Origin of the sequence: Pseudomonas sessilinigenes, from assembly GCF_003850565.1 — a bacterium.
Taxonomy (GTDB): domain Bacteria; phylum Pseudomonadota; class Gammaproteobacteria; order Pseudomonadales; family Pseudomonadaceae; genus Aquipseudomonas; species Aquipseudomonas sessilinigenes.
On record NZ_CP027706.1, the window covers coordinates 5,003,196 to 5,023,379 of the forward strand.

Genomic DNA, 20,184 nt, shown 5'->3' on the forward strand with positions numbered 1-20,184 from the left:
GGCGCGGGCTTGGTTCAGCTGGAAAGTGTTTGCCGAAGGCTTTTTTTTGCCGGCGGGCCTCAGAACGAACTCTGGATCTTGATGCCGCCAATCAATGCATCATCCACTTGGCTCACGCCTCCTGGATGGCGGATGTACTGCAGGTTGGGACGTACCGTCAGCCAGTTGGCCAGGTGTACGCCGTAGTACAGCTCGGCGCTGTACTCGGTGTCCTGGGGCGGCAGGTAGCTCGGGTTGTCGTAGTCGTACAGCGCGCGGGCCTGGTTGCTGGCCTGGGCGTTCTTGCGGTAGGCCGGGTTGACGTGGACCCGAGCCAGGGCGAAGCCGATATCGTCCTTGGCCCGGGCATCGAATGGCCCCTTGTAGACCAGCCCCGCCTGGACGTAGTTGTCGATGGCGTTGGTCTTCTTGTCATGGGCGGTGACGTTGGCGAACAGGCTCAGGCCCCGGGACTGGTCGCTGGCCAGGCTGGTGACCTGCTGTTGCACGCCCAGCCACAGGCCATGCTTGCTCGAACTGCTGCGGTAGGCCTCACCGGTCAGCGCGGCGGGCTGGCCATTGCGGTCTTTATAGACGTCGGTGGCCTTGGCGCTGCTGTAGTAATAGCCGGCGCGGTACTCCCCGGGCAGGCCATTGAGCCGTGGAGTCCAGACCAGCTCCACCGGCAGCAGGGTGCCCTGGGTGCCGCTGCCGCTGAGCTTGAAGCCGTTGTCGCGGTCCAGGTTCGAAGGGTTCTGCTCGTAGGCGCCAACCTGGGCATAGAGCTCGGGGGTCAGGTGGTACTTGATGCGCAGGGCCCACTGGCTGACAGGCCAGTTGTACCAGACGCTGCCAGCCCAGTTGCCCACTTGCGAGCCGCAGAACGCCAGGTTCTGGAAGTCGCAGGGGAAGCTGTTGAAGTCTTCGCCCTGGCCGAAGCGACCGGCCTTGATGTCCAGCTTCTGGTCGAAGAACTTCTGCTGGTACCACATCTGGGTCAGGCGCCAGGTCTGGCCGCGACCCCAGACTTCCTGGGCCGAGGTGAAGCCGCCGACCCGCGGGTCGTTGATCCGGTCGTTGCTGATGTTGTCGCCGTTGCGCTTGGTCACGGTCAGCTGGAACTCGGCATCGTGCCAGCCAAGGATCTTTTGCAGGTCCAGGTGGCTGCCGAAGGCGAACTGGTCGCTGTAGCGTGCGGTGCGATCGTGGTCATAACCGCCGCGCAGGTTGGCGCCCATCTCGCCGACGTAGTCGATCTTGAAGTCGTAGCCCTTATCGGCCAGTTCCTTGCGGCTGCCGTTCCAGTCGCCGAGCATCCAGGGCGAGTCGCTGTCGAAGGCCGGCGTGGCTTGGGCGCAAGCGGCAAAACCCAGGGCGCCGAGGAGGGCGACTGGCGTCAGGACAGCGCTGTCTTTTGCGCGCTGAGAAAGAGGCATAGGCATTCGGATAAGGTCTTTTTCTAGGAATAGGCGAAACAAGGGCAGGGCACGAGACCTGGACCGCTGTCGGTCGAGGCGCCAGGCCGCTGTTTTCAAAAGGAAAGATGAAGCGTTTCAGCTTCGGGTGCGAAGAATAAAGCGCCCTCTCGGCAAGAGAAAGCGCTTTTATCGACATGAACCGTTTCGGAATCGGTAACAGTCGTTCGGGCTTTACTCCTCAGCGTGATGGGGTCGCCTGCGCCAGGGCGGGCGTGTGTCGGGTGTGGCCCAGGACGAAGTACGCGACCAAGCCGAAAATCAAACCCCAGAAGGCCGCGGCCAGGCCCAGGAAGCTCATGCCCGAGGCGGTGACCAGGAAAGTGATCAGCGCTGCTTCACGCTGCTGGTCGTCGGCCATGGCACCGCTCAAGCCGCTGCTGATGGCGCCGAACAGGGCGAGGCCGGCCAGGGCGGCGATCAGCTCCCTGGGCAGGGCGGCGAAGACCGAGGCCAGGGTGGCGCCGAACACGCCCATGAGCAGGTAGAACAAGCCGCAGGCGATCCCGGCGATGTAGCGCTTGTTGGGTTCTTCATGGGCTTCGCGGCCGGTGCAAATCGCCGCGGTGATAGCCGCCAGGTTGATGCCGTGGGCGCCGAAGGGGGCCAGCAGCGCCGAGGTGATGGCGGTCCAGGACACGATCGAGCGGGCCGGGGTGGCGTAGCCTGCGCTGCGCATGACCGCCATGCCGGGTACGTACTGTCCGGTCAGGGTGACCAGGGCCAGGGGCAGGCCGATATTGACGATGGCCTGCCAGTCCCACTGCGGGGCGATGAAGATCGGCTCGGCCACGGCCAGGGTGATGGCCCCCAGGTTGAATTCGCCCAGGGCTGCGGCCACGCAGCAGCCCACCAGCAACACGGCGGGGATGGCGTAGCGCGGCGACCAGCGCTTGCCCAGCAGATAGGTGGTGAGCATCGCCAGCACCAGTACCGGTTGCAGGCTGAGCGAGGTGAACAGGCCTGCGCCGAAGCGAAACAGGATGCCCGCCAGCATCGCGGCGGCGATGGCCTTGGGCAGGCGCGCCATGAGCTTGTCGAAGGCACCGCTGAGGCCGAGCACGGCGATGATCAGCGCGGCGACGATGTAGGCGCCAATGGCCTGGGGCAGCGACACCGTCGGTAGCATCGAGACCAGCAGCGCGGCACCGGGGGTGGACCAGGCGGTGATCACCGGCACCTTCAGGCGCCAACTGAGCAGCAGGCCGGTCAGGCCGCTACCGATGGATATGGCCCAGATCCAGGAGGACACCTGGTCGTCGGGCATATGGGCTTCGCGGGCGGCCTGGAACACGATGATCAGGGGGCCGGCGTAGGAAATGATCACGGCGATCAAGCCGGCGACCACGGCGGAGAGGGACAGGTCCTTGCTGAGGTTGTGCATGGCATCTCGACTGGCGGGTGGTGGATGATTGAGTCGATCGATATAAGCGTGTTTCAGTGTATTTCAGAAAATTGAATCGATTCAATTGTCTTGATGCAATCAATGCCTTGATGAAGAGATTGGTTGTAGATTCTTTCTTATAAATAATTGTTTATTAACGATTTTATTGATTGAAAATACTTTTGATCAAAATTCATTTGGAAGGAATAGGGCCTGGTTATTGAATCAATTTTTCGATTGAGTCGATATGCGGGTGGGCAGCGGCCCTGTGCTATGCTGCGCCGCATTTCAATGCAGCCGATGGTCACCAGCCTCCATGTGGGTTCCCCAGTTAAGCGACTTCAACCAGCCGGTCTACCTGTCCATCGCCGATGCGCTGCAGCGCGATATCGGCAGTGGCCTGCTCAAGGATGGTGAGCGCCTGCCGACCCTGCGCGAGCTGGCGGTGACCCTGAACGTTACTCCCGGCACCATCAATCGGGCCTACGGCGAAGCCCAGCGCCGCGGCCTGGTGCAGGGCGAGGTGGGGCGTGGCACCTATGTGCTGGGGCGCGCGCCGTTGGCGCTGGTGGAAGGTGCAGCCGGGCCGTCGTTGTCCCTGGGCCAGTCCGAGGCCCTGGACCTGTCGCTGATCAAGCCCTACAGCGAAACCCTGGAGTACTGGTTGCGCGGCGCCCTGGTGGACATGGCCCGCAGCAGCGATTTCGGCCGGGCCCTGGACTACGCTCCCGACGGCGGCCATCCCGCCCACCGCGAGGCCGGGGCGCAGTGGCTACGGCATTCGCTGCCCGAGGCCCAGTGGCAGCAAGTGGTGATCACCTCCGGCGCCCAGCACGGGCTGATGGTTGCCATCAGCGCCTTGAGCAATGCCGGTGACCTGGTGCTCTGCGAGTCCCTGGCATACCCGGGCATCCTCTCGGTAGCCCATGGCCTGGAGCGACGCTTGCAGGGCGTGGCCATGGATGAGGAGGGAATACTGCCCGAAGCCCTGCGCGAGCAGTGCCTGCGGGAGAAGCCGGCGTTGCTGGTGTGTGTCGCCAGTTGCCAGAACCCCACCACGGCGATCATGTCGCCGGGGCGCCGGGCCCAGATCGCGGCACTGGCCGAAGAGTTCGATTTTTTGCTGGTCGACGACGATATCTACGGTTTTCTCGCCACCGATCCGCAGATCAAGCCGCTCTCGGCCTATGCGCCGGAGCGTTCGGTGTACCTCACCAGCCTGTCCAAGGCGATCATGCCGGCCCTGCGGGTCGGCTACTTGTACAGCCCGCCCAAGCTGCTGTCGCGCTTGAGCGCGATGGTCCGCAGCAGCGTGTGGATGCCCTCGCCGCTGACCGCGCAACTGGCCAGCAATGTGCTGGTCGAGGGGCTGGACCGCAAGCTGGTAGAGACCCAGCGCAGCGAGGCGGCGGAGCGCCAGGCGATTGCCCGGGAAGTGTTCGCCGGTTTCGAGTTCCGGACCCAGCCCCACAGCTACCACCTGTGGTTGACCTTGCCGCAGCCCTGGACCGCCGATGAATTCGCCACCCTGGCCCGGGCCAATGGCGTGCTGGTGATGAGCGGCACGCAGTTCCAGGTGGAGCGCGATGCCAACTGCCGTCACGTGCGGGTGGTGTTGATGTCGCCCACCACCCGCGACGAACTGCGCTTTGCCCTGACCCAGTTGGCCAGCCTGATCGGCACCGACCCGCGGCGTTATCGCTGAGCCGCGGGCAGGTCGCTGGCTGGCCTGGACTTAGAAGGTAGTGCGCAAGCCCACTTCCACACTGCGCCCGGCCGCGGGTGCGATATCCCGCAGGATCGAACTGGCGTAGCGCACGGTCTGGTTGGTCAGGTTCTCGCCCTTGACGAAGGCCAGCCACTGGCTGCTGCCGATGTCGAAGCGGTACCCGGCGCTGGCTCCCAGGGTGGTGTAGCCATCGGTGCCGCTCTCGTTGTCCGGTACCCGGCCTTGGCTGGCGGCGTGTTGCACGTCCAGCCGGGCCTGCCAGCGGTCCAGTTCCCAAAGCAGGCCGCTGTTCAGGCGCAGGGGGGCGATGCGCGGCAGGTCCTGGCCATTGTCCAGGTTCTTGGCCCGGGTGTAGTCGCCGGACAGCTCCAGGGCGAACTTGCCGTAAGCGTTTTCCCCCAGGGTCCAGCGATCCTGGGCTTCGATCCCGGTGAAGCGTGCTCGTACTCCGCTGTAGGTATATTCCGGATGACCTGACAGATCTTCTTCGCCTTCATCGTTGAGGGTACGCCCCGTGCCCAATAGGCCGATGTAGTTGGAGAAGTGGCTGTAGAACACCCCGACGCTGCCTTTATGCACGCCGTTGTCGAAACGCAGGGCCAGGTCGCTGGAGACGGCCTTTTCCTTGGACAGCTTGGCGTTGCCCACTTCGTAGGTGCCGGTGGCGACGTGGGCGCCGTTGGCATACAGCTCGTAGAAGGTCGGCGCGCGCTCGGTGTAGCCCAGGGTGGCGGCCAGGGACCAGACCGGAGTCAGGGTGTAGACCGCGCCCGAGGACAGGCTGCCGGCGGTGAAGCTGCTGGATTTGTCGGCCTGGGCGAAGCGTTCGTTGCCCTTGCCATCCGGGTCCACGACGGTGTGTTCCAGGCGCCCGCCAAGGCTGAGTTTCAGGCGGTCCGTGGCTTGCAGTTCCTCGAGGATGAACAGCGCGCCGCTGTTGGTATCGGTTTTCGGGACGAAGGCTTCCTCGCCCAGGGCCGAGAATTCGTTGCGGTTGAACTGGGCCCCGACCACCCCTTCGAGCGGGCCGATGGGCAAGTGCCGAGCCTCGACCCGGGCTTCATAACCCTTGTTCTTGAAGGTGGTGCCGGTTTCACCGCCTTCGATCTCGCGGTGTTCGTAGTCGGTATAGCCGGCATTGAACTTCAGCGAACTGAAGGGGCCCTGCAGGTTGCGCAGTTCCGAAGCGAAGGCGTAGTGGTCCTGCTTCATGCGGATGCGTACATCCTGCTCGGCGGGGGAACCGTAGTTGGAGTCGTAGTTGCTGTAGGACAGGCCGGCGTAGCCGTCGTCCCAGGTGTAGGACCCACCGATGGCACCACCGTCCTGGCGGCCGTCGCTGTTGCCCAGGCGGCCTTTCTTGCCGTTGCCGTCTTCGCTTTCCGGAGCATGGCGGCTACGGGCGTAACCCGGGATCTTCAGATCGTTGAACTGCCGTGAGTTGGCGTCCAGGTGCAGGGCGAAGGTGCCGTTGCCGGCTTCCAGCTTGCCGGCGCTGCTGCGGGTGGTGTCGGCACCGCCGTAGCGCAACTCGCCGGCACCGTGGATGCCCTCGATGGCTTCGGTGGGGATGCGGTTATCGAAGCTGTTGATCACCCCGCCGATGGCGTTGCCGCCATAGAGCAGGGCTGCCGGGCCACGGACGATCTCGATGCGCTCGACGTTGACCGGGTCCAGAGGCACGGCGTGGTCATAGGACAGCGACGAGGCGTCCAGGGCACCGACGCCATTGCGCAGGATGCGGATGCGATCGCCGTCCAGGCCGCGGATCACCGGGCGGCTGGCGCCGGGGCCGAAGTAGGACGAAGACACACCAGGTTGGTTGTTCAGGGTTTCGCCGAGGCTGCCCTTCTGCGCCAGGGTCAGCGAGTCGCCTTCGACCACCGTGGTGGGGGCGGCCAGTTCGGTGCTACCCAGGGGATTGGCGGTGATGACCTGCTGTGGCAGCTCCACGGCGTGGGCCTGGGTGGCGATCAGCAAGGCAGCGGACAGCGGCGACAGGCGCCACAGTAGCGAGCGAGAAGGGTGGTGGGCTGAAAGGGACATCGGTCGTTCCTTGGCAAGCTTTGCGCGGCGCGCATAGGGTCGAAAAACAGGCGGGGCACGGGGCGGCCCGGTGTGCGAGAGAGTTGTCTTGTGTTGATACAATATAACATCTCATTTATTTGTAAAAGCCGGGAACTTTTCATCGGCTTGCAAAAACCGGCCTGGGGCGGGGGGCAGAAGTCTCGCTGTAGCCGCTGCCGCAGGCTGCGACCGGGCGTGCAGAGGCCGCTGGAGCAAGGGAGGGCGGGTCGATCGCTAAGGGGGCGGACCTTGGCACCGCCTCGGCAGCGGCTACAGTTAATTCAGCGCACTGGCGTGGGCGCGGGCCCTCGGCTAAGGTGCGCGGCTTCTTTTCTTTCTGCGCTCGAAGGCCTGGCATGACCGTTACCCACACCGACCCGCTGCATGGCGTGACCCTGGAACAGATCCTCAAGGCCCTGGTTGAGCACTACGAATGGTCGGGGCTGGCGCAGCGCATCGATATCCGCTGCTTCAAGGCTGATCCGAGCATCAAGTCGAGCCTGACATTCCTGCGCAAGACGCCTTGGGCCCGGGAAAAGGTCGAACGGCTCTACGTGAAGTTGCAACGCACCAAGCGCCCGCTCTGAGGTACGGCATGAGGCCCGGATCGCAGCTGGAGTCGCCCGGCCGGCGTGGCCTGATCGCGGTGGCGGCATTCCTTGGCTGGTTTGGCCTGACGGTACAGCTGTACCTGATCCTGCTGCTGCGCTGGGACGCCGGAGCCAGCTTGTTGGGCGGCCTGGTGAACTTCTTCAGTTTCTTCACCGTGCTGAGCAATACCCTGGTGGCCAGTGTGCTGACCTGCGCCCTGAACCTGCGTGTTTCCCGCGGGCAGGCCTTCATGCTCCAACCCTGGGTCAGTGGTGCGGTAGCTGCCAGCATCGTATTGGTGGGCCTGGCCTACAACCTGTTGCTGCGGCACCTGTGGCATCCACTGGGGTGGCAATGGCTGGCGGACGAATTGCTGCACGATGTGATGCCGCTGCTGTTCCTGGCCTATTGGTGGTGTTGCGTACCCAAGGGCCAGTTGCGCGTGCGCCATGTGGCTTGGTGGACTCTCTACCCGACCTTGTACTTCGCCTACCTGTTATGGCGTGGGCACTTGCTTGGGTTGTATCCCTATCCCTTCATTGCCGTGGATCGGCTGGGTTACCCCCGGGCGGTGCTCAATGCCCTGGGACTGCTGGCGACGTTCGTCCTGGTATCGCTGGTGCTGCTGGGGTTGGACCGCTGGCTCGGTCGCCGGCATTGCGCGGGCCAGCAATGATTCGCCGATGCAGGTGGCAAGCACCTGCGTCGGCGCAAAGTCGCGGGTGAGGGTTACTCTTCTTCGCTGGTATCCAGGCGCCAGTAGCCGACGGCCTTGACGAATTCATCGTCGAGCCGATGCTCATCGAGCAGAATCCGGCGCAGTTGCCGCGAGACTTTGCTCTCGGTGGCGATCCAGGCATAGAGCCGGCCTTCTGGCACTTGCAGCCCGCGTACGCAACCGAGCAGATCCTGCTGGCCGCTATCACGTTCGACCCAGATCACCTCCACTTCGGCGGCGCTGTGCAGCGCCTGGCGTTCGGCACGATCCTGGATTTCGATCACCGCCAGGACCCGGCGGCCGGCGGGCAGCTCCTCCAGGCGCCGGGCGATGGCCGGCAGGGCGGTTTCATCGCCGATCAGCAGGTAGCTGTCGAAGATGTCCGGGACCACCATCGAGCCTCGTGGCCCGGCGATGTGCAGCTCCTGGCCGGGCTGGACCTGTTCGGCCCAGGTCGACGCGGGGCCGTCGCCGTGCAAGACGAAGTCGATGTCCAACTCGCCCAGCTGCGGGTCGTAGCGGCGCGGGGTGTAGTCGCGCATGTCGGGCATCGGCCCGTTGTCCTTGCCCGGGCCCATGACCAGGGTTTGCAGGGCGGCTTGCTGCTCGGCGTTCTGCGGGAACAGCAACTTCACATGGTCGTCGCTGCCCAGGCTGAGGAACCCGGCCAGTTCCGGGCCGCCCAGGGTGACCCGGCGCATGCGCGGGGTCACGTCGACCACGCGCAGGACCTGCAGGCGCCGGCGCTTGATCTCGTGCATGACCCGGTGAATGGACAATTCGGAAGTGGCAGTCATTCGGCTTTCTCCTGGCTGGAAGGGGTTGCAGGACCATCGACAATGGCCTTGGCAGTGTTGTTCAGCAGATCGCGGACCCGCAGGATTTCCTCGGGGCTCCAGCGACCGTTATGCATTTGCAGGGCATGGCGCAGGTTGTGCACCGCCTCGTGGATTTCTGCCGGGCGATCATGCCCGCGCAGCGAGCGCTTGCTGACTTCGATGCGCATGCGCACGCCATCCAGGGCAACGGCCTGCTCCTTGAGGAACAGACGACCGGTGTCGGTGGCGCTGTAGCGTTTTTTCCCGCCTTCGGCATCGCCCTGGATCATTTCGCTTTCTTCCAGGAAGGTCAGGGTCGGGTAGATCACGCCCGGGCTCGGGCTGTAGACGCCATCGAACATGGTTTCGATCTGGCGGATCAGGTCGTAGCCATGGCAGGGCTCGTCGGCGATCAACGCCAACAGCAGCAGCTTCAGGTCGCCGGGGGCGAATACCCGTGGGCCACGGCCACCGCGCTCACGGCCGCCGCGGCGCTCGAAGCCTTCGGGGCCGTCGCCATGTCCGCGGTGATGATGGGGAGGGTGGTGCTCTCTCATTTTCGTGCTCTCCGTTTTGGTTAAGACATAACTTAAGATATATCTTAAGAATGACGCAAGGGGTTCCGCACGACCCGGGGCCACCGTTCGTCGCAGCTGCTGATTGGCAAAGAGAGCGAGAAATACCGCGCAGCCAGCCCCGGGGCTGGCCGCCGTGTGGGGCGTCAGCGTTGGGCCAGGCTGCCCTGGCACTGGGTGCCGCTACCCGGTTGCAGGTAGGGCATGAGGATCGGCGCCATGCCCTTGAGCACCTGCACCGGCAAGGCCGAGGTGAACTTGAAGGCTTGGGCGGAGGCACCGGGAACATAGGCGGTGAGAGTGCCGAAGTGGTGATCGCCGATGTAGAACACGAAGGTCGCGGTGCGGTTGATGGATTTGGAGCTCAGCACCCGGCCTCCGGCGCCGATGGCCTCGATGCGGTTGTCGCCGGTGCCGGTCTTGCCGCCCATGGCCAGGGGCGTACCGTCGGCCAGCTTGAAGCTGCCGGATACCCGCTTTGCGGTGCCGGCATCCACCACCTGGGACAGGGCTCCACGCAGCGCCGTGGCCACCTGCGAAGGCATCACCCGCTTGCCCTTGTCCGGGTCGTTGAGCAGGCGGGTTTCGTAGGGCGTGTTGGCGGCGAAGTGCAGGCTGTCGATGCGCAGGGTCGGCAGGCGCACACCGTCATTGAGGATGGTGCCCACCAGCTCGGCCAGGGCCGCTGGCCGGTCGCCGGAGCTGCCGATGGCGGTGGCCAGGGACGGCACCAGGTGGTCGAACGGGTACCCCACGGCTTGCCAGCGCTGGTGGATGTCGAGGAACGCCTCGATCTCCAGCATGGTGCGGATGCGGCTGTCCCGGGCGCTGCGATGACGGCTCTTGAACAACCAGCTGTAGACCTCCTGGCGTTCGAACTCGCTGGCCTTGACCACCTGGCTGAAGTTGGCGTCGGGATTGTGCATCAGGTAACCGAGCAGCCACAGGTCCAACGGGTGGACCTTGGCGATGTAGCCCTGGTCCGGCAGGTCGTAGGCGCCCGGTCCGTAGCTGGCGTAGAGTTTGTCCAGGCGCTCGTCGGTGAGTTTCTCGCTGACCTTGGCGGTCTTCATGTGGGCCCGCACGAAGCGGTTGAAGCTGTCCTGGCTGGCGTCCGGCAGCAGGTAGCGATGCACGGCGGCCAGGCGGATCGCGGTGGGATGCATACCGTCGAGGAAGGTTTCCAGGCGCGACTGGGTGTCCTTGTTGCGATATTTCTTCCAGAAGCGCAGGAGGAACGAGGTGCCTTCGCGGTCGGCGAAGCGCGCCAGGTATTCCTGGCGCCGCGGGTTGTCATCGTCCTTGAGCAACTCGGCGCTGGCGCTGTCGCCGCCATAGGTGCTGTAGCGCACCAGATCGCGCATCAGGCGGATGAACGGCAGGTTGATGGATTCGCGCAAGGCATCGCGCAAGCTCGGGCTGCGGCCGTTGTCCTTGTTGCGAAAGTTGTGGAAGTGGTGCACGCCACCACCGGTAAAGAAGGCCTCGCCGGGGCTGGCGGAGTAGGTGCGGTCCAGGGCGGCGTCGAGCATCTTCGGCAGGCTCTGGTCGCTGTTCTGCGCCAGGTAATCCAGGGCCCAGCGGCTCAGGCGGTCCTGGTCGTTCACCGCGACCTTCTTCAATTGCGCCGGGCTCTGTCCGGCGTACTTGTCGTGCAGTTCGGCGATGATCTGCAGGTAGGTGGTCAGCACCCGCAGCTTGGCGGTGGAGCCCAGCTCCAGCTTGCTGCCTTCGTTGATGTCGAAGGGCTGGTCGGTGCTGTCGGTCTGCACCCGCACTCGGGAGCCGTCGGGGGTGAGTTCGAACAGGGTGAAGCTGTAGCGCACTTGCGTGGTGCTGGTGGGGGTGAGCAGGCGCTCGCCAAGCAGGCCCACCTGCGCGGCGAAGGCCGGGTCGGCCAGATGCTTGAGGTATTCGGTGGCCTGGCGCTGCAGGTCGCTCTGCAAGGTGCTGGTGGCCGAGAGGTCGAGGCGGTCCAGGTCGTACAGCGGCCGGTTGAGCAGGGCCGCCAGGCGGCTGCGGGCCACGCTGATGCCCTTGTTGGTCTCGATCGGCTGGATCGTCGGCTGTTGCTGCCAATCCCGATAGGTCACCTTGCTGGCCAGGGCGGCGCTGCTCAGCGCCGGGTCGATGACATTGTTCTGCGCCAGCAGGCGGATGTGGCTGTCGGTCAAGTCCGCCAACTCTGTGCGGCCCTTGGCCAGGTAATGGGAGGGGCGGCGCTGGGCAATCATCAGCGACAGCACCTCGCGCAGGGCCAGGCCTCGCTGGGCCAGGCTGTGGGCATCCGTTGCCGTACCGGCCAGGGCCTGGTTGACCTGGTTGAAGTCGGCGCCGTACCAGACCCGCAGCCCTTCGGCCATGCCATGGACCTCGCCATGACCGGGAACGGCTGACAGCGGGACGCTGTTGAGGTAATCGCGCACGATGCGTTTACGGGCTTCCAGGGTCTGCGGGCCGTCCTGATAGGCGCGCACACTGGCCGAAACCATCTGCCGGATCTTTTCGCCGCCGGATGCCGTCAGGCCGTCGGGAGAGTGACGGTATTTTTCCAACTGCGTGGCCAGGGTACTGCCCCCGGCACTCTGGCCCGGCAGGTGCAGCAGCCGGGCCACCTGGGACCAGGCGGCCTTGGCGAAGCGTGGCCAGTCCACCGCCGGGTTGGCTTGGGCCAGTCCCGGGTCCAGCAGGTCACGGTTCTCGATGAACAGCAGGCTGTGCACCACCAGCGGCGGGATGCTGGCGAAATTCGCATACAGCTGTTGCGGATATTTGAACTGGTACAACGGTGCGGCCCGGCAGTCGGTGATGGACAACCCGGCCTGGATTTTTTCGGCATAGGGCACAAAAAAACCGCTTTTGCTGTAGTCCATCAAGGCTGGGGAGAACCGGGTCTGGGCTTCGATCAGGTAGCCGCGCTTGAGCAGGCGCGGCAGGAACTCGCCCAGGGCGCTATAGCCCAAGCGACGGTCGAAGGGGCCGCTGCCGGGATAGAACACCGCGTCGCTGGGGCCTGGCTGCAAGGAGTAGCTCAGGTCATTGGCCAGCCTGCTGAACTCCCGGGCCTGAAGCTTTGAGGTGCGCATTTCCCGGGAGGCGGCCACTCCCAGGGCAATCAGGGTGATCAGCAACAACAGCCAGAACAGGCGCCAGAGATAGCGGCGGGGTCTGGGGCGTTTGGGCAAAGGCGCTTCGGCGTCGCTGTGGCTTGGCACTGCGGTGTTACGCGAATCGGTGTGCCACAAAGCGCCCATAGTCGATTGATCCATCCACGCAGATTGATCGGACTTGTCTGAAGCTTAGTCGGTGGTGGCCAACGGTGAGGAAATTGTCGAAACAGGTGTTTAGCCAGCGCCGCGGCGAGAGCCTGCTGTTGGTGCGATCAAGCGTTGATCGTCAGGCTATTCGCGGCGTGGTGGCAGGTAAGGAGAGTGTGCGGTGAAAAAACCGGAAAGTGCAGGAATAGAGCCTTTACCAAGGTAAATACGCCCTAGGTAGGGGCATGACGACACCCCGGGGCTGTGCAATACTCGCGACCCTTTCCGAGTGAGGTCTGCAGGCAAAAAGCAGGGAATGCTTCTCCGTGAAACCGGATATTGCCGAGATTTCTCTCTGAATTTAGCTATTTATAGAGTGAAAAGCCCTGTCATGAGCTTTTTATACTGCGCACCCCGCTGATCTGGCAGGTCTTGTCCTACAGACGCGCCGTCCCACAAGGGCGGTCCGGTCAAGCAGGCTAGGGTTACCCGCCTTTGCCTGGAAGACTCGGTGGTTCATATCCAATAACAAAATGAGGTTGTATCTCTATGCCAGTTGGCAACCAACTGCCCCACGGCGAAACCGCTCAGGGCGGCCCGCTGAAACGCGAACTCGGCGAACGGCATATTCGCTTGATGGCCCTGGGCGCCTGTATCGGCGTCGGCCTGTTCCTCGGCTCGGCCAAGGCCATCCAAATGGCCGGTCCGGCCATCATGCTGTCCTACATCATCGGCGGCCTGGCGATCCTGGTGATCATGCGCGCCCTCGGCGAGATGGCAGTGCACAACCCGGTCGCCGGCTCTTTCAGCCGCTATGCACAAGACTACCTGGGGCCGCTGGCAGGCTTCCTCACCGGCTGGAACTACTGGTTCCTGTGGCTGGTGACCTGTGTCGCGGAAATCACCGCCGTGGCGGTGTACATGGGCATCTGGTTCCCCGATGTGCCGCGCTGGATCTGGGCCCTGGCGGCCCTGGTGAGCATGGGCTCGATCAACCTGATCGCGGTCAAGGCCTTCGGTGAGTTCGAGTTCTGGTTCGCCCTGATCAAGATCGTCACTATCATCGCCATGGTCATTGGCGGTGTCGGCATCATCGCCTTCGGCTTCGGCAACGATGGCGTGGCCCTGGGGATCTCCAACCTGTGGACCCACGGCGGCTTCATGCCCAACGGCGTGACCGGTGTGTTGATGTCCCTGCAAATGGTGATGTTCGCCTACCTGGGCGTAGAGATGATCGGCCTGACCGCCGGTGAAGCACGCAACCCGCAAAAGACCATTCCCAACGCCATCGGCTCGGTGTTCTGGCGCATCCTGCTGTTCTACGTGGGCGCGCTGTTCGTGATCCTGTCGATCTACCCATGGAACGAAATCGGCACCCAGGGCAGTCCCTTCGTGATGACTTTCGAGCGCCTGGGGATCAAGACCGCCGCCGGCATCATCAACTTCGTAGTGATCACTGCGGCCTTGTCGTCCTGCAACGGCGGTATCTTCAGTACCGGCCGCATGCTCTACAGCCTGGCGCAGAACGGCCAGGCGCCGGCCAGCTTCGCCAAGACCTCGGAAAGCGGCGTGCCGCGTCGCGCCTTGCTGCTGTCGATCTTCGCCTTGCTGCTGGGCGTGCTGCTCAACTACCTGGTGCCGGAGAAGGTGTTCGTCTGGGTGACCTCTATCGCCACCTTCGGCGCGATCTGGACCTGGGTGATGATCCTCCTGGCCCAGCTCAAGTTCCGCAAAGGCCTGACTCCAGCCGAGCGCGCCGGCTTGAAGTACCGGATGTGGCTGTACCCGATCAGCTCGTACCTGGCGCTGGCGTTCCTGGTACTGGTGGTGGGGCTGATGGCCTACTTCCCGGATACCCGTGTGGCGCTGTATGTCGGCCCAGCGTTCCTGGTCCTGTTGACCGCGTTGTTCTACATGCTCAACCTGCATCCGACCAACACCCAGCAGCAGGCCCGTTCGGCTTCCTGAGTAGCGGCTCGGGGCTGCTCCCTACGTGAGCAGCCTGGCCTGATGGCCAAGCAATGAAAAATCCGGCGTCCCGTGAGGGGCGCCGGATTTTTTTTGGCCGGGCTCAACCGCCCAGGGTGCCGCTGGTGTCGGCATCGAACACCGCCTTGGCTTGCTTGGCGGCCGGTACCAGCAGGCCGAACAGCGCAGTCTCGCTGTAGAGCTGCCGGGGCGCCAGGTTGGTGGGCGTGGGTTCGATGGGAATCAGCACTTCCTCGGCGTCGCCGTGCAGCCAGATCAGCGTTGCTTGCAAGGCCGGGACGAACAGCAAGCGCAGTTCATAGGACTTGCCTTGCAGCTGTGGGGCTTGATCGGCCAGGTTCAGGGCGCTGATGGTCGAGGCCGCCAGGGCACCGTGGTTCAGTGCACAGAACTCCAGCTGGCCGGTGGTTTCGGTCAGTTGGGCGTCGGCGATCGAAACGCCACCGGCGAACACCAGGTAATGCCAATCGCCCGGCGTGGCCTGGGTCAGGTCCTGGCCGTTGGCCAGGTCTTCCAGGCTCAGGGTATAGCCACGAAAGGCCTGGGACAGGTTCAAGGTGCCCGGACGGGCATTGGCGAAGGCACGATTGATACCGAAGCCCTGGGTCTGCAGGGCCGATTGCAGGACCGGACGCAGTTGCTGGACGCCACCGGCGGGCGCCTTGGGGTAAGTCAGTTGCATGCTGCCTCCTCAGTAGTTTTTCCGGGTGAAGTAGGTGTGGGTCCAGTTGCCGCCGCCGTTGTAGGTGCCGGGGAAGCTGTTCAGGGCGCGGGTCGAGTAGCCGAAGATCGAGTCGGCCACCAGGACATAGCCGCCATCGGTGCCATAGATCGTCAGGAAGTGCGCGCCGCCGCCGTACCAGGCACAACGCAGGCCGACGGGGCGGCCCATGCCGATCTGGTTCTCGATGGCGGCCATCTGCATGCGGTCTTCACGCATGCCGCCATAGCTGCCAGTGGTGCGCAAGGCCGAGTCCAACTGGCCGTATACGTTGCACGGCCCAGGCTGGCTGCAGCAGTAGTTGCGGCCCAGTTCGGCGTTGGCCACCCCGCATTGGGTCCAGGAACCGGTGCCGTAGTAGTTGCCGACCGAGGCCGACAGGGCGGCCCAGCACCAGTTGGTCTGGGTCTGTTGCTGGATGCTGAAGTTCAGGCGGGCGCCGGCCAGGGGCGCGGCTTCGGCCTCTTGCGTGATTTCGTCCAGTTCCGGATCGAGCAGGGTGCCGGCCAGGCAGCGGGGCATGACCTGTGGGTTGCCGATAGGGGGCAGGGTAGTGCTTAGCATGTTCATCCTCCGTGAGTGAAAACCAGCCTCCGGCTGGTATTCGTCGCCACACGTGAGTGGGCGGCGTACCGGACCCGGATGCCAGGCATCGCGCCGGGCCAGCCTCGATGGCAGGCGCTGTCGGGTCTGCACTCAACCTTAGATGAATTATGCGTCAACGCAATTTATATATGCATAAATGCAAATGCACTGACAAAGACGTCCCCGCTAAGGGGGGCGTCCGTGGCAGGCCTCGGGTTATTTTTCGTCGAGGAAATGTTCGAGGGCAGCATTGAAGAAGCCCGGGTCCTGGAGAAAGGCAAAGTGACTGACATTGGGCAGGATCAGCAGCCCAGCCCCGGGAATGGCCGCCGCCATGTACTCGGTGTGTTCGCGCTTGATGGCTTCGTCGCGATCGCCGTCGACGATCAGTACCGGTGCCTTGATCTTCGAAAGGTCGGCGTCGCTCCAGTTGGGTTGGCTGGCCCACATGTGGCTGATTTGCTCGACGAAGGCCTGGTACTCCCCGGGTGTCGGTGACAGTTTTGCGTATTCCTTGCCGGCGCGCTCGATGTAGGCGGCGAAGGTCGGATTGTTCTCCACCCCTTCCTTGACGCCGGAGGTGCGAGTGTTGGCGGCATAGGCGAAGACCTTGCCCACCCGTTGCGGGTAGCGCATGGCCAGGTCCAGGCCGAGGATCGCGCCATCGCTCCAGCCGACGAAATCGGCCCGGGGGATTTTCAGTTGATCGAGCAGGGCGATCACATCGTCGGCCATCAGGTCGTAGCCGTAGGGGCGGGCATCGCGGGTGCTGCGGCCATGACCACGGCTGTCGACGCTGATCACCGTGTGCCGGGTGGCCAGGGCCTTGACCTGATGGCCCCAGTAGTCGGCATTGCCCAGGCCGCCGTGCAGCAGCACCACCGGCGAGCCATGGCCGATCTTGCTGTAGTAGAGGCGTATGCCATTGACCTGGGCATAGTCGGACCGGGCCTCGGCCAGTGGAGCCGGGGTCGGGGGCAGGGTCTGCCAACGCTCGGCAGCGATGGCGGTGTCGAGCGATATCAACAAGGTGAGCATTGCAAGCAAGCGACGAGACATGGGTTTCTCCATTCCAATGGGGCCAGTGGGTCCTCTGCGGGCAGTGGTGCGTCATGCGCCCGCACGCACGAAGCCTAGACGTCGATGATCACCAGGGTGCCATGGCTGCCGGGCAGCACGCTGTGGGCCTGGCCGGCCTGGACCAGGTACATCTGCCCGGGCAGCACCTCCACGGTGTTTCCTTCGATGCCCAGGCGCAGGCAGCCAACAGTGACCAGCAAGCCTTCGTTGTAGTCGTGGATTTCTTCGGCATAGGGGCGGCGGTCCATGCGCAGCACCTTGATGCGTGCCGGGCCGACCTGGCCAACCTGCTTGGATTGCCAGGGTTCGGGCAGTTGACGGGACAGCAGCTCGAATGACAGCAGTGACATGGTGGATCTCCCAAAAGTAGGTCGTGTCGGGGCTGCTTTCGGTGGTCCGGTCAAGCATCGTGCAGGGTGTTTTCTAGAACGAGTCCATTAACAGCACGCGGCATTCGCGGGCCTGGAATGCATTGATCTGCGGGACCAGGCGGGTGAAGTGCTCGCTGCGGCAGTGAGCATCGAGGGCGGCCTGGTCGGGCCATAGTTCGATGAAGATGAAATGCCCGGGGTCCTTCTGGTCGACGAACAGATCGTAGGCGATGCACAGCGGTTCCTGGCGGGTCTTCTCCACCAGTTCGGCGTACCACGGGCGTACGGTCTCCAGGTGTTCGGGGAGGATGAAGTCTTCGGCAATGACCTTGAGCATGATGATCTTCCTTGTGGGTTGGCCAGGCTCCCTTGGCATCAGGGGAGCCTGGACGGCGGGTCTCAGGCCGCGGCTGGGGTATTGGGTTCGAAACTGTCGGCGCGTGCCAGTTGCCACATGCGCGAGTAGAACTCGCCGCTGACCTGGCCGGTGAGCAGTTCGCCGGGCTTGAGGAATACATGCAGTTGGGAGAACAGCTTGATCTCGGTGGCTGACATGCGGCGCACCAGGTGCTTGGCTTCGAGCTGCGAAGGATGTTGCAGGCCGGCGGCCGCGAGCATTTCCGCCAGGGCCTTGAGGGTGTTGTGGTGGAAGCTGTATACCCGCTGGGCCTTGTCCGGGACCACCAGTGCCCGCTGGCGCAGATTGTCCTGGGTGGCCACGCCGGTCGGGCACTTATTGGTGTGGCAGCTTTGCGACTGGATGCAGCCGATGGCGAACATGAAACCCCGTGCCGAGTTGGCCCAGTCGGCGCCGATGGCCAGGACGCTGGCGATATCGAAGGCGCTGACGATCTTGCCACTGGCACCGAGCTTGATCTTGTCCCGCAGGTTCAGGCCCACCAGGGTGTTGTGCACGAACAGCAGGCCTTCGCGCATCGGTGCGCCGATGTGGTCGGTGAACTCGACCGGCGCTGCACCGGTACCGCCTTCCTTGCCGTCGACCACGATGAAGTCCGGGAGAATGCCGGTTTCCAGCATGGCCTTGGCGATGCCCATGAACTCCCAGGGATGGCCAAGGCAGAACTTGAAGCCCACCGGCTTGCCACCGGACAGCTCACGCAGTTGCTGGATGAAATGCATCATTTCGATCGGGGTGGAGAAGGCACTGTGGCTCGAGGGCGAGATGCAATCCTCGCCCATGCGGATACCACGGGTCTGGGCAATCTCCTGGGTCACCTTGTGCTTGGGCAGGATGCCGCCGTGCCCCGGCTTGGCGCCCTGGCTCATCTTGATCTCGATCATCCGCACTTGTGGGTCCTGGGCCTGGGCGGCAAAGCGCTCGGGATCGAAGCGTCCATCGCTGGTGCGGCAGCCGAAGTAGCCGCTACCCAGTTCCCAGGTCAGGTCGCCACCGTGTTCGCGATGGTAGGGGCTGATGCTGCCTTCCCCGGTGTCATGGGCGAAATTGCCGAGCTTGGCACCCTGGTTCAGGGCGCGGATGGCATTGGCGCTCAGGGAGCCGAAGCTCATGGCCGAGATGTTGAAAACCGATGCCGAGTACGGCTGGGTGCACTGCGGGCCGCCGACGGTGACCCGGAAGGTGTTGGGATCGCTCAGCGGGGCCGGACGCATGGAGTGGCCGATGAATTCGAAACCCGACTGGTAGACATCGACCAGGGTGCCGAAGGGTTTGTCAGCGCTTTGGTTCTTGGCCCGGGAGTACACCAGGGAACGCTGGGCCCGGGAGAATGGCAGGGCGTCGCTGTCGGACTCCAGCAGGTACTGGCGGATCTCCGGGCGGATGCCTTCGACCAGGTAGCGGATGTTGCCCAGGATCGGGTAGTTGCGGCGAACGGCATGGGGGCTTTGCAGCAGATCGAAGATCCCCAGCAGGCTCAAAAGGCCGGTGACCAGGGTAAAGGGCCAGACCCAGTCGTATTCGACGAAAGGCAGGCTGGCGAGGGTGAATATCACGCAGGCGGCAAAGAAGGCGTAGCGGCTCAGGAGTGACAGGCTCATACGGGTTCCTTGGTTCGGACTCATTAAGATCGTTTGTCGGTACTCATCGTTGTTGGAGCGCTGGTTCTTATTGTTATGGCCGGGGCCGGCAACACGTCACGGGTCCTTCCGGGCACCAGGTGCCTGGAAAGAGATCGGGCACAGCTCGGACAGGGATTGAGGCCCTGCGTGCCGTAGATATGTTTTTTAATGGGCTTTCACGGTCTCGGCGGAGATTTCCAGCTTACGGGCGATCTCCCGGTCGGGGCAACCGTTGAACGGCGGACGACCGGAATCCAAGGGCAAGGGTGCGGCCTGGCGCGGTTATCGCGGCGGACGGCTTGTTGCAATCGGTTCTCGTTTGGGCTGAATTGATATGTTATTGTATAACCTTTAGTCGTTCGCCAAATGCCCTGGAGGCTCCATGAAACCTGGTATCCACCCCACCTATCGCACTGTGCTGTTCCACGACACTGCTGCGGACGTGTATTTCCTCATCGGTTCCACCGTCGACACCGACCGCACCCAGCAGTACAGCGATGGCCAGACCTATCCCTACGTGGCCCTCGACGTTTCCAGTGCCTCGCACCCGGTGTACACCGGCCAGCAGCGCAAGACCCAGTCCGAAGGTCGTATCGCAGGCTTCAACAAGCGCTTCTCTGCCTTTGGTTCCAGCGCCAAGGGTGCCAAGTAAGGGCGTTGGCCGCACCGTTGCCGCGGGCAATGGTGCGATCATGGCTTGCGGGGCGATCAGTGGTATTAAAAGGCCATCATCACAAGTGGAAATTCTTCTACGCTTGAATCAGGCAACGAGAATCATTGTTGCCAGTACACGCAATGAAGGATG

The 20,184-nt window shown here is 63.6% G+C and carries 17 protein-coding genes; 5 read left to right on the plus strand and 12 right to left on the minus strand.

Annotated features, from left to right (window positions below; genetic code table 11):
• Positions 1 to 59: 59 nt before the first annotated feature.
• Together C4K39_RS23325 and C4K39_RS23330 are read right to left on the minus strand one after the other, a co-directional pair.
• Entirely contained in the window at positions 60 to 1,415 is a 1,356-nt protein-coding gene (locus C4K39_RS23325; RefSeq protein ID WP_124348384.1) for a carbohydrate porin, read from the minus strand.
• A gap of 220 nt (positions 1,416 to 1,635) precedes the next feature.
• Positions 1,636 to 2,838, minus strand: a complete 1,203-nt coding sequence (locus tag C4K39_RS23330) for a benzoate/H(+) symporter BenE family transporter (RefSeq protein WP_124347514.1) — start codon at positions 2,836 to 2,838, stop codon at positions 1,636 to 1,638.
• A 316-nt stretch (positions 2,839 to 3,154) separates the two neighbouring features.
• Between C4K39_RS23330 and C4K39_RS23335 the strand changes: the two genes are divergently transcribed.
• Positions 3,155 to 4,543, plus strand: coding sequence for an aminotransferase-like domain-containing protein (locus C4K39_RS23335; RefSeq protein ID WP_124347515.1), 1,389 nt, complete (start codon positions 3,155 to 3,157; stop codon positions 4,541 to 4,543).
• Positions 4,544 to 4,573: 30 nt separating this feature from the next.
• Here C4K39_RS23335 and C4K39_RS23340 read toward each other — a convergent pair whose 3' ends face one another.
• Positions 4,574 to 6,613: a TonB-dependent receptor gene (locus tag C4K39_RS23340; RefSeq protein ID WP_124347516.1), complete on the minus strand. Its 2,040-nt coding sequence runs from the start codon at positions 6,611 to 6,613 to the stop codon at positions 4,574 to 4,576.
• 377 nt (positions 6,614 to 6,990) lie between these two features.
• On the opposite strand from C4K39_RS23340, the gene C4K39_RS23345 reads away from it, so the two are divergent.
• Together C4K39_RS23345 and C4K39_RS23350 are read left to right on the plus strand one after the other, a co-directional pair.
• Positions 6,991 to 7,221 carry a VF530 family protein gene (locus tag C4K39_RS23345; protein WP_068584870.1) on the plus strand — a complete coding sequence of 77 codons (231 nt, stop codon included), beginning with the start codon at positions 6,991 to 6,993 and terminating at the stop codon, positions 7,219 to 7,221.
• Positions 7,222 to 7,229: 8 nt separating this feature from the next.
• On the plus strand, positions 7,230 to 7,901 hold the full coding sequence (locus C4K39_RS23350; protein WP_068584877.1) for a Pr6Pr family membrane protein: 672 nt from the start codon (positions 7,230 to 7,232) through the stop codon (positions 7,899 to 7,901).
• A 53-nt stretch (positions 7,902 to 7,954) separates the two neighbouring features.
• On the opposite strand, the gene C4K39_RS23355 is transcribed toward C4K39_RS23350, so the two are convergent.
• The 3 genes from C4K39_RS23355 to C4K39_RS23365 form a co-directional block, all read right to left on the minus strand.
• Entirely contained in the window at positions 7,955 to 8,740 is a 786-nt protein-coding gene (locus C4K39_RS23355; protein ID WP_124347517.1) for a siderophore-interacting protein, read from the minus strand.
• Positions 8,737 to 9,318 (minus strand): PadR family transcriptional regulator, encoded by a 582-nt coding sequence (locus tag C4K39_RS23360; RefSeq protein WP_124347518.1) that lies wholly within the window; start codon positions 9,316 to 9,318, stop codon positions 8,737 to 8,739. The genes C4K39_RS23355 and C4K39_RS23360 overlap by 4 nt, the downstream gene beginning before the upstream one ends.
• Positions 9,319 to 9,482: 164 nt before the next feature.
• Positions 9,483 to 12,590 carry a transglycosylase domain-containing protein gene (locus C4K39_RS23365; RefSeq protein ID WP_124347519.1) on the minus strand — a complete coding sequence of 1,036 codons (3,108 nt, stop codon included), beginning with the start codon at positions 12,588 to 12,590 and terminating at the stop codon, positions 9,483 to 9,485.
• Between the two features lie 552 nt (positions 12,591 to 13,142).
• Here C4K39_RS23365 and C4K39_RS23370 point away from each other — a divergent pair.
• Entirely contained in the window at positions 13,143 to 14,561 is a 1,419-nt protein-coding gene (locus C4K39_RS23370) for an amino acid permease (protein ID WP_068584887.1), read from the plus strand.
• Between the two features lie 103 nt (positions 14,562 to 14,664).
• Here C4K39_RS23370 and C4K39_RS23375 read toward each other — a convergent pair whose 3' ends face one another.
• From C4K39_RS23375 to C4K39_RS23400, 6 genes are all read right to left on the minus strand, one after another.
• Positions 14,665 to 15,264 (minus strand): hypothetical protein, encoded by a 600-nt coding sequence (locus C4K39_RS23375; RefSeq protein ID WP_124347520.1) that lies wholly within the window; start codon positions 15,262 to 15,264, stop codon positions 14,665 to 14,667.
• Positions 15,265 to 15,273: 9 nt separating this feature from the next.
• Positions 15,274 to 15,867 (minus strand): papain-like cysteine protease family protein, encoded by a 594-nt coding sequence (locus C4K39_RS23380; protein ID WP_124347521.1) that lies wholly within the window; start codon positions 15,865 to 15,867, stop codon positions 15,274 to 15,276.
• Between the two features lie 237 nt (positions 15,868 to 16,104).
• Positions 16,105 to 16,947 carry an alpha/beta fold hydrolase gene (locus C4K39_RS23385; protein ID WP_124347522.1) on the minus strand — a complete coding sequence of 281 codons (843 nt, stop codon included), beginning with the start codon at positions 16,945 to 16,947 and terminating at the stop codon, positions 16,105 to 16,107.
• A gap of 74 nt (positions 16,948 to 17,021) precedes the next feature.
• Positions 17,022 to 17,318, minus strand: coding sequence for a cupin domain-containing protein (locus C4K39_RS23390; protein ID WP_124347523.1), 297 nt, complete (start codon positions 17,316 to 17,318; stop codon positions 17,022 to 17,024).
• 73 nt (positions 17,319 to 17,391) lie between these two features.
• Positions 17,392 to 17,676 carry a putative quinol monooxygenase gene (locus C4K39_RS23395; protein WP_068584901.1) on the minus strand — a complete coding sequence of 95 codons (285 nt, stop codon included), beginning with the start codon at positions 17,674 to 17,676 and terminating at the stop codon, positions 17,392 to 17,394.
• 62 nt (positions 17,677 to 17,738) lie between these two features.
• Positions 17,739 to 19,358: an FMN-binding glutamate synthase family protein gene (locus tag C4K39_RS23400; protein ID WP_068584909.1), complete on the minus strand. Its 1,620-nt coding sequence runs from the start codon at positions 19,356 to 19,358 to the stop codon at positions 17,739 to 17,741.
• Positions 19,359 to 19,761: 403 nt separating this feature from the next.
• Between C4K39_RS23400 and C4K39_RS23410 the strand changes: the two genes are divergently transcribed.
• Positions 19,762 to 20,031, plus strand: coding sequence for a type B 50S ribosomal protein L31 (locus C4K39_RS23410; protein ID WP_068584912.1), 270 nt, complete (start codon positions 19,762 to 19,764; stop codon positions 20,029 to 20,031).
• Positions 20,032 to 20,184 lie beyond the last annotated feature (153 nt).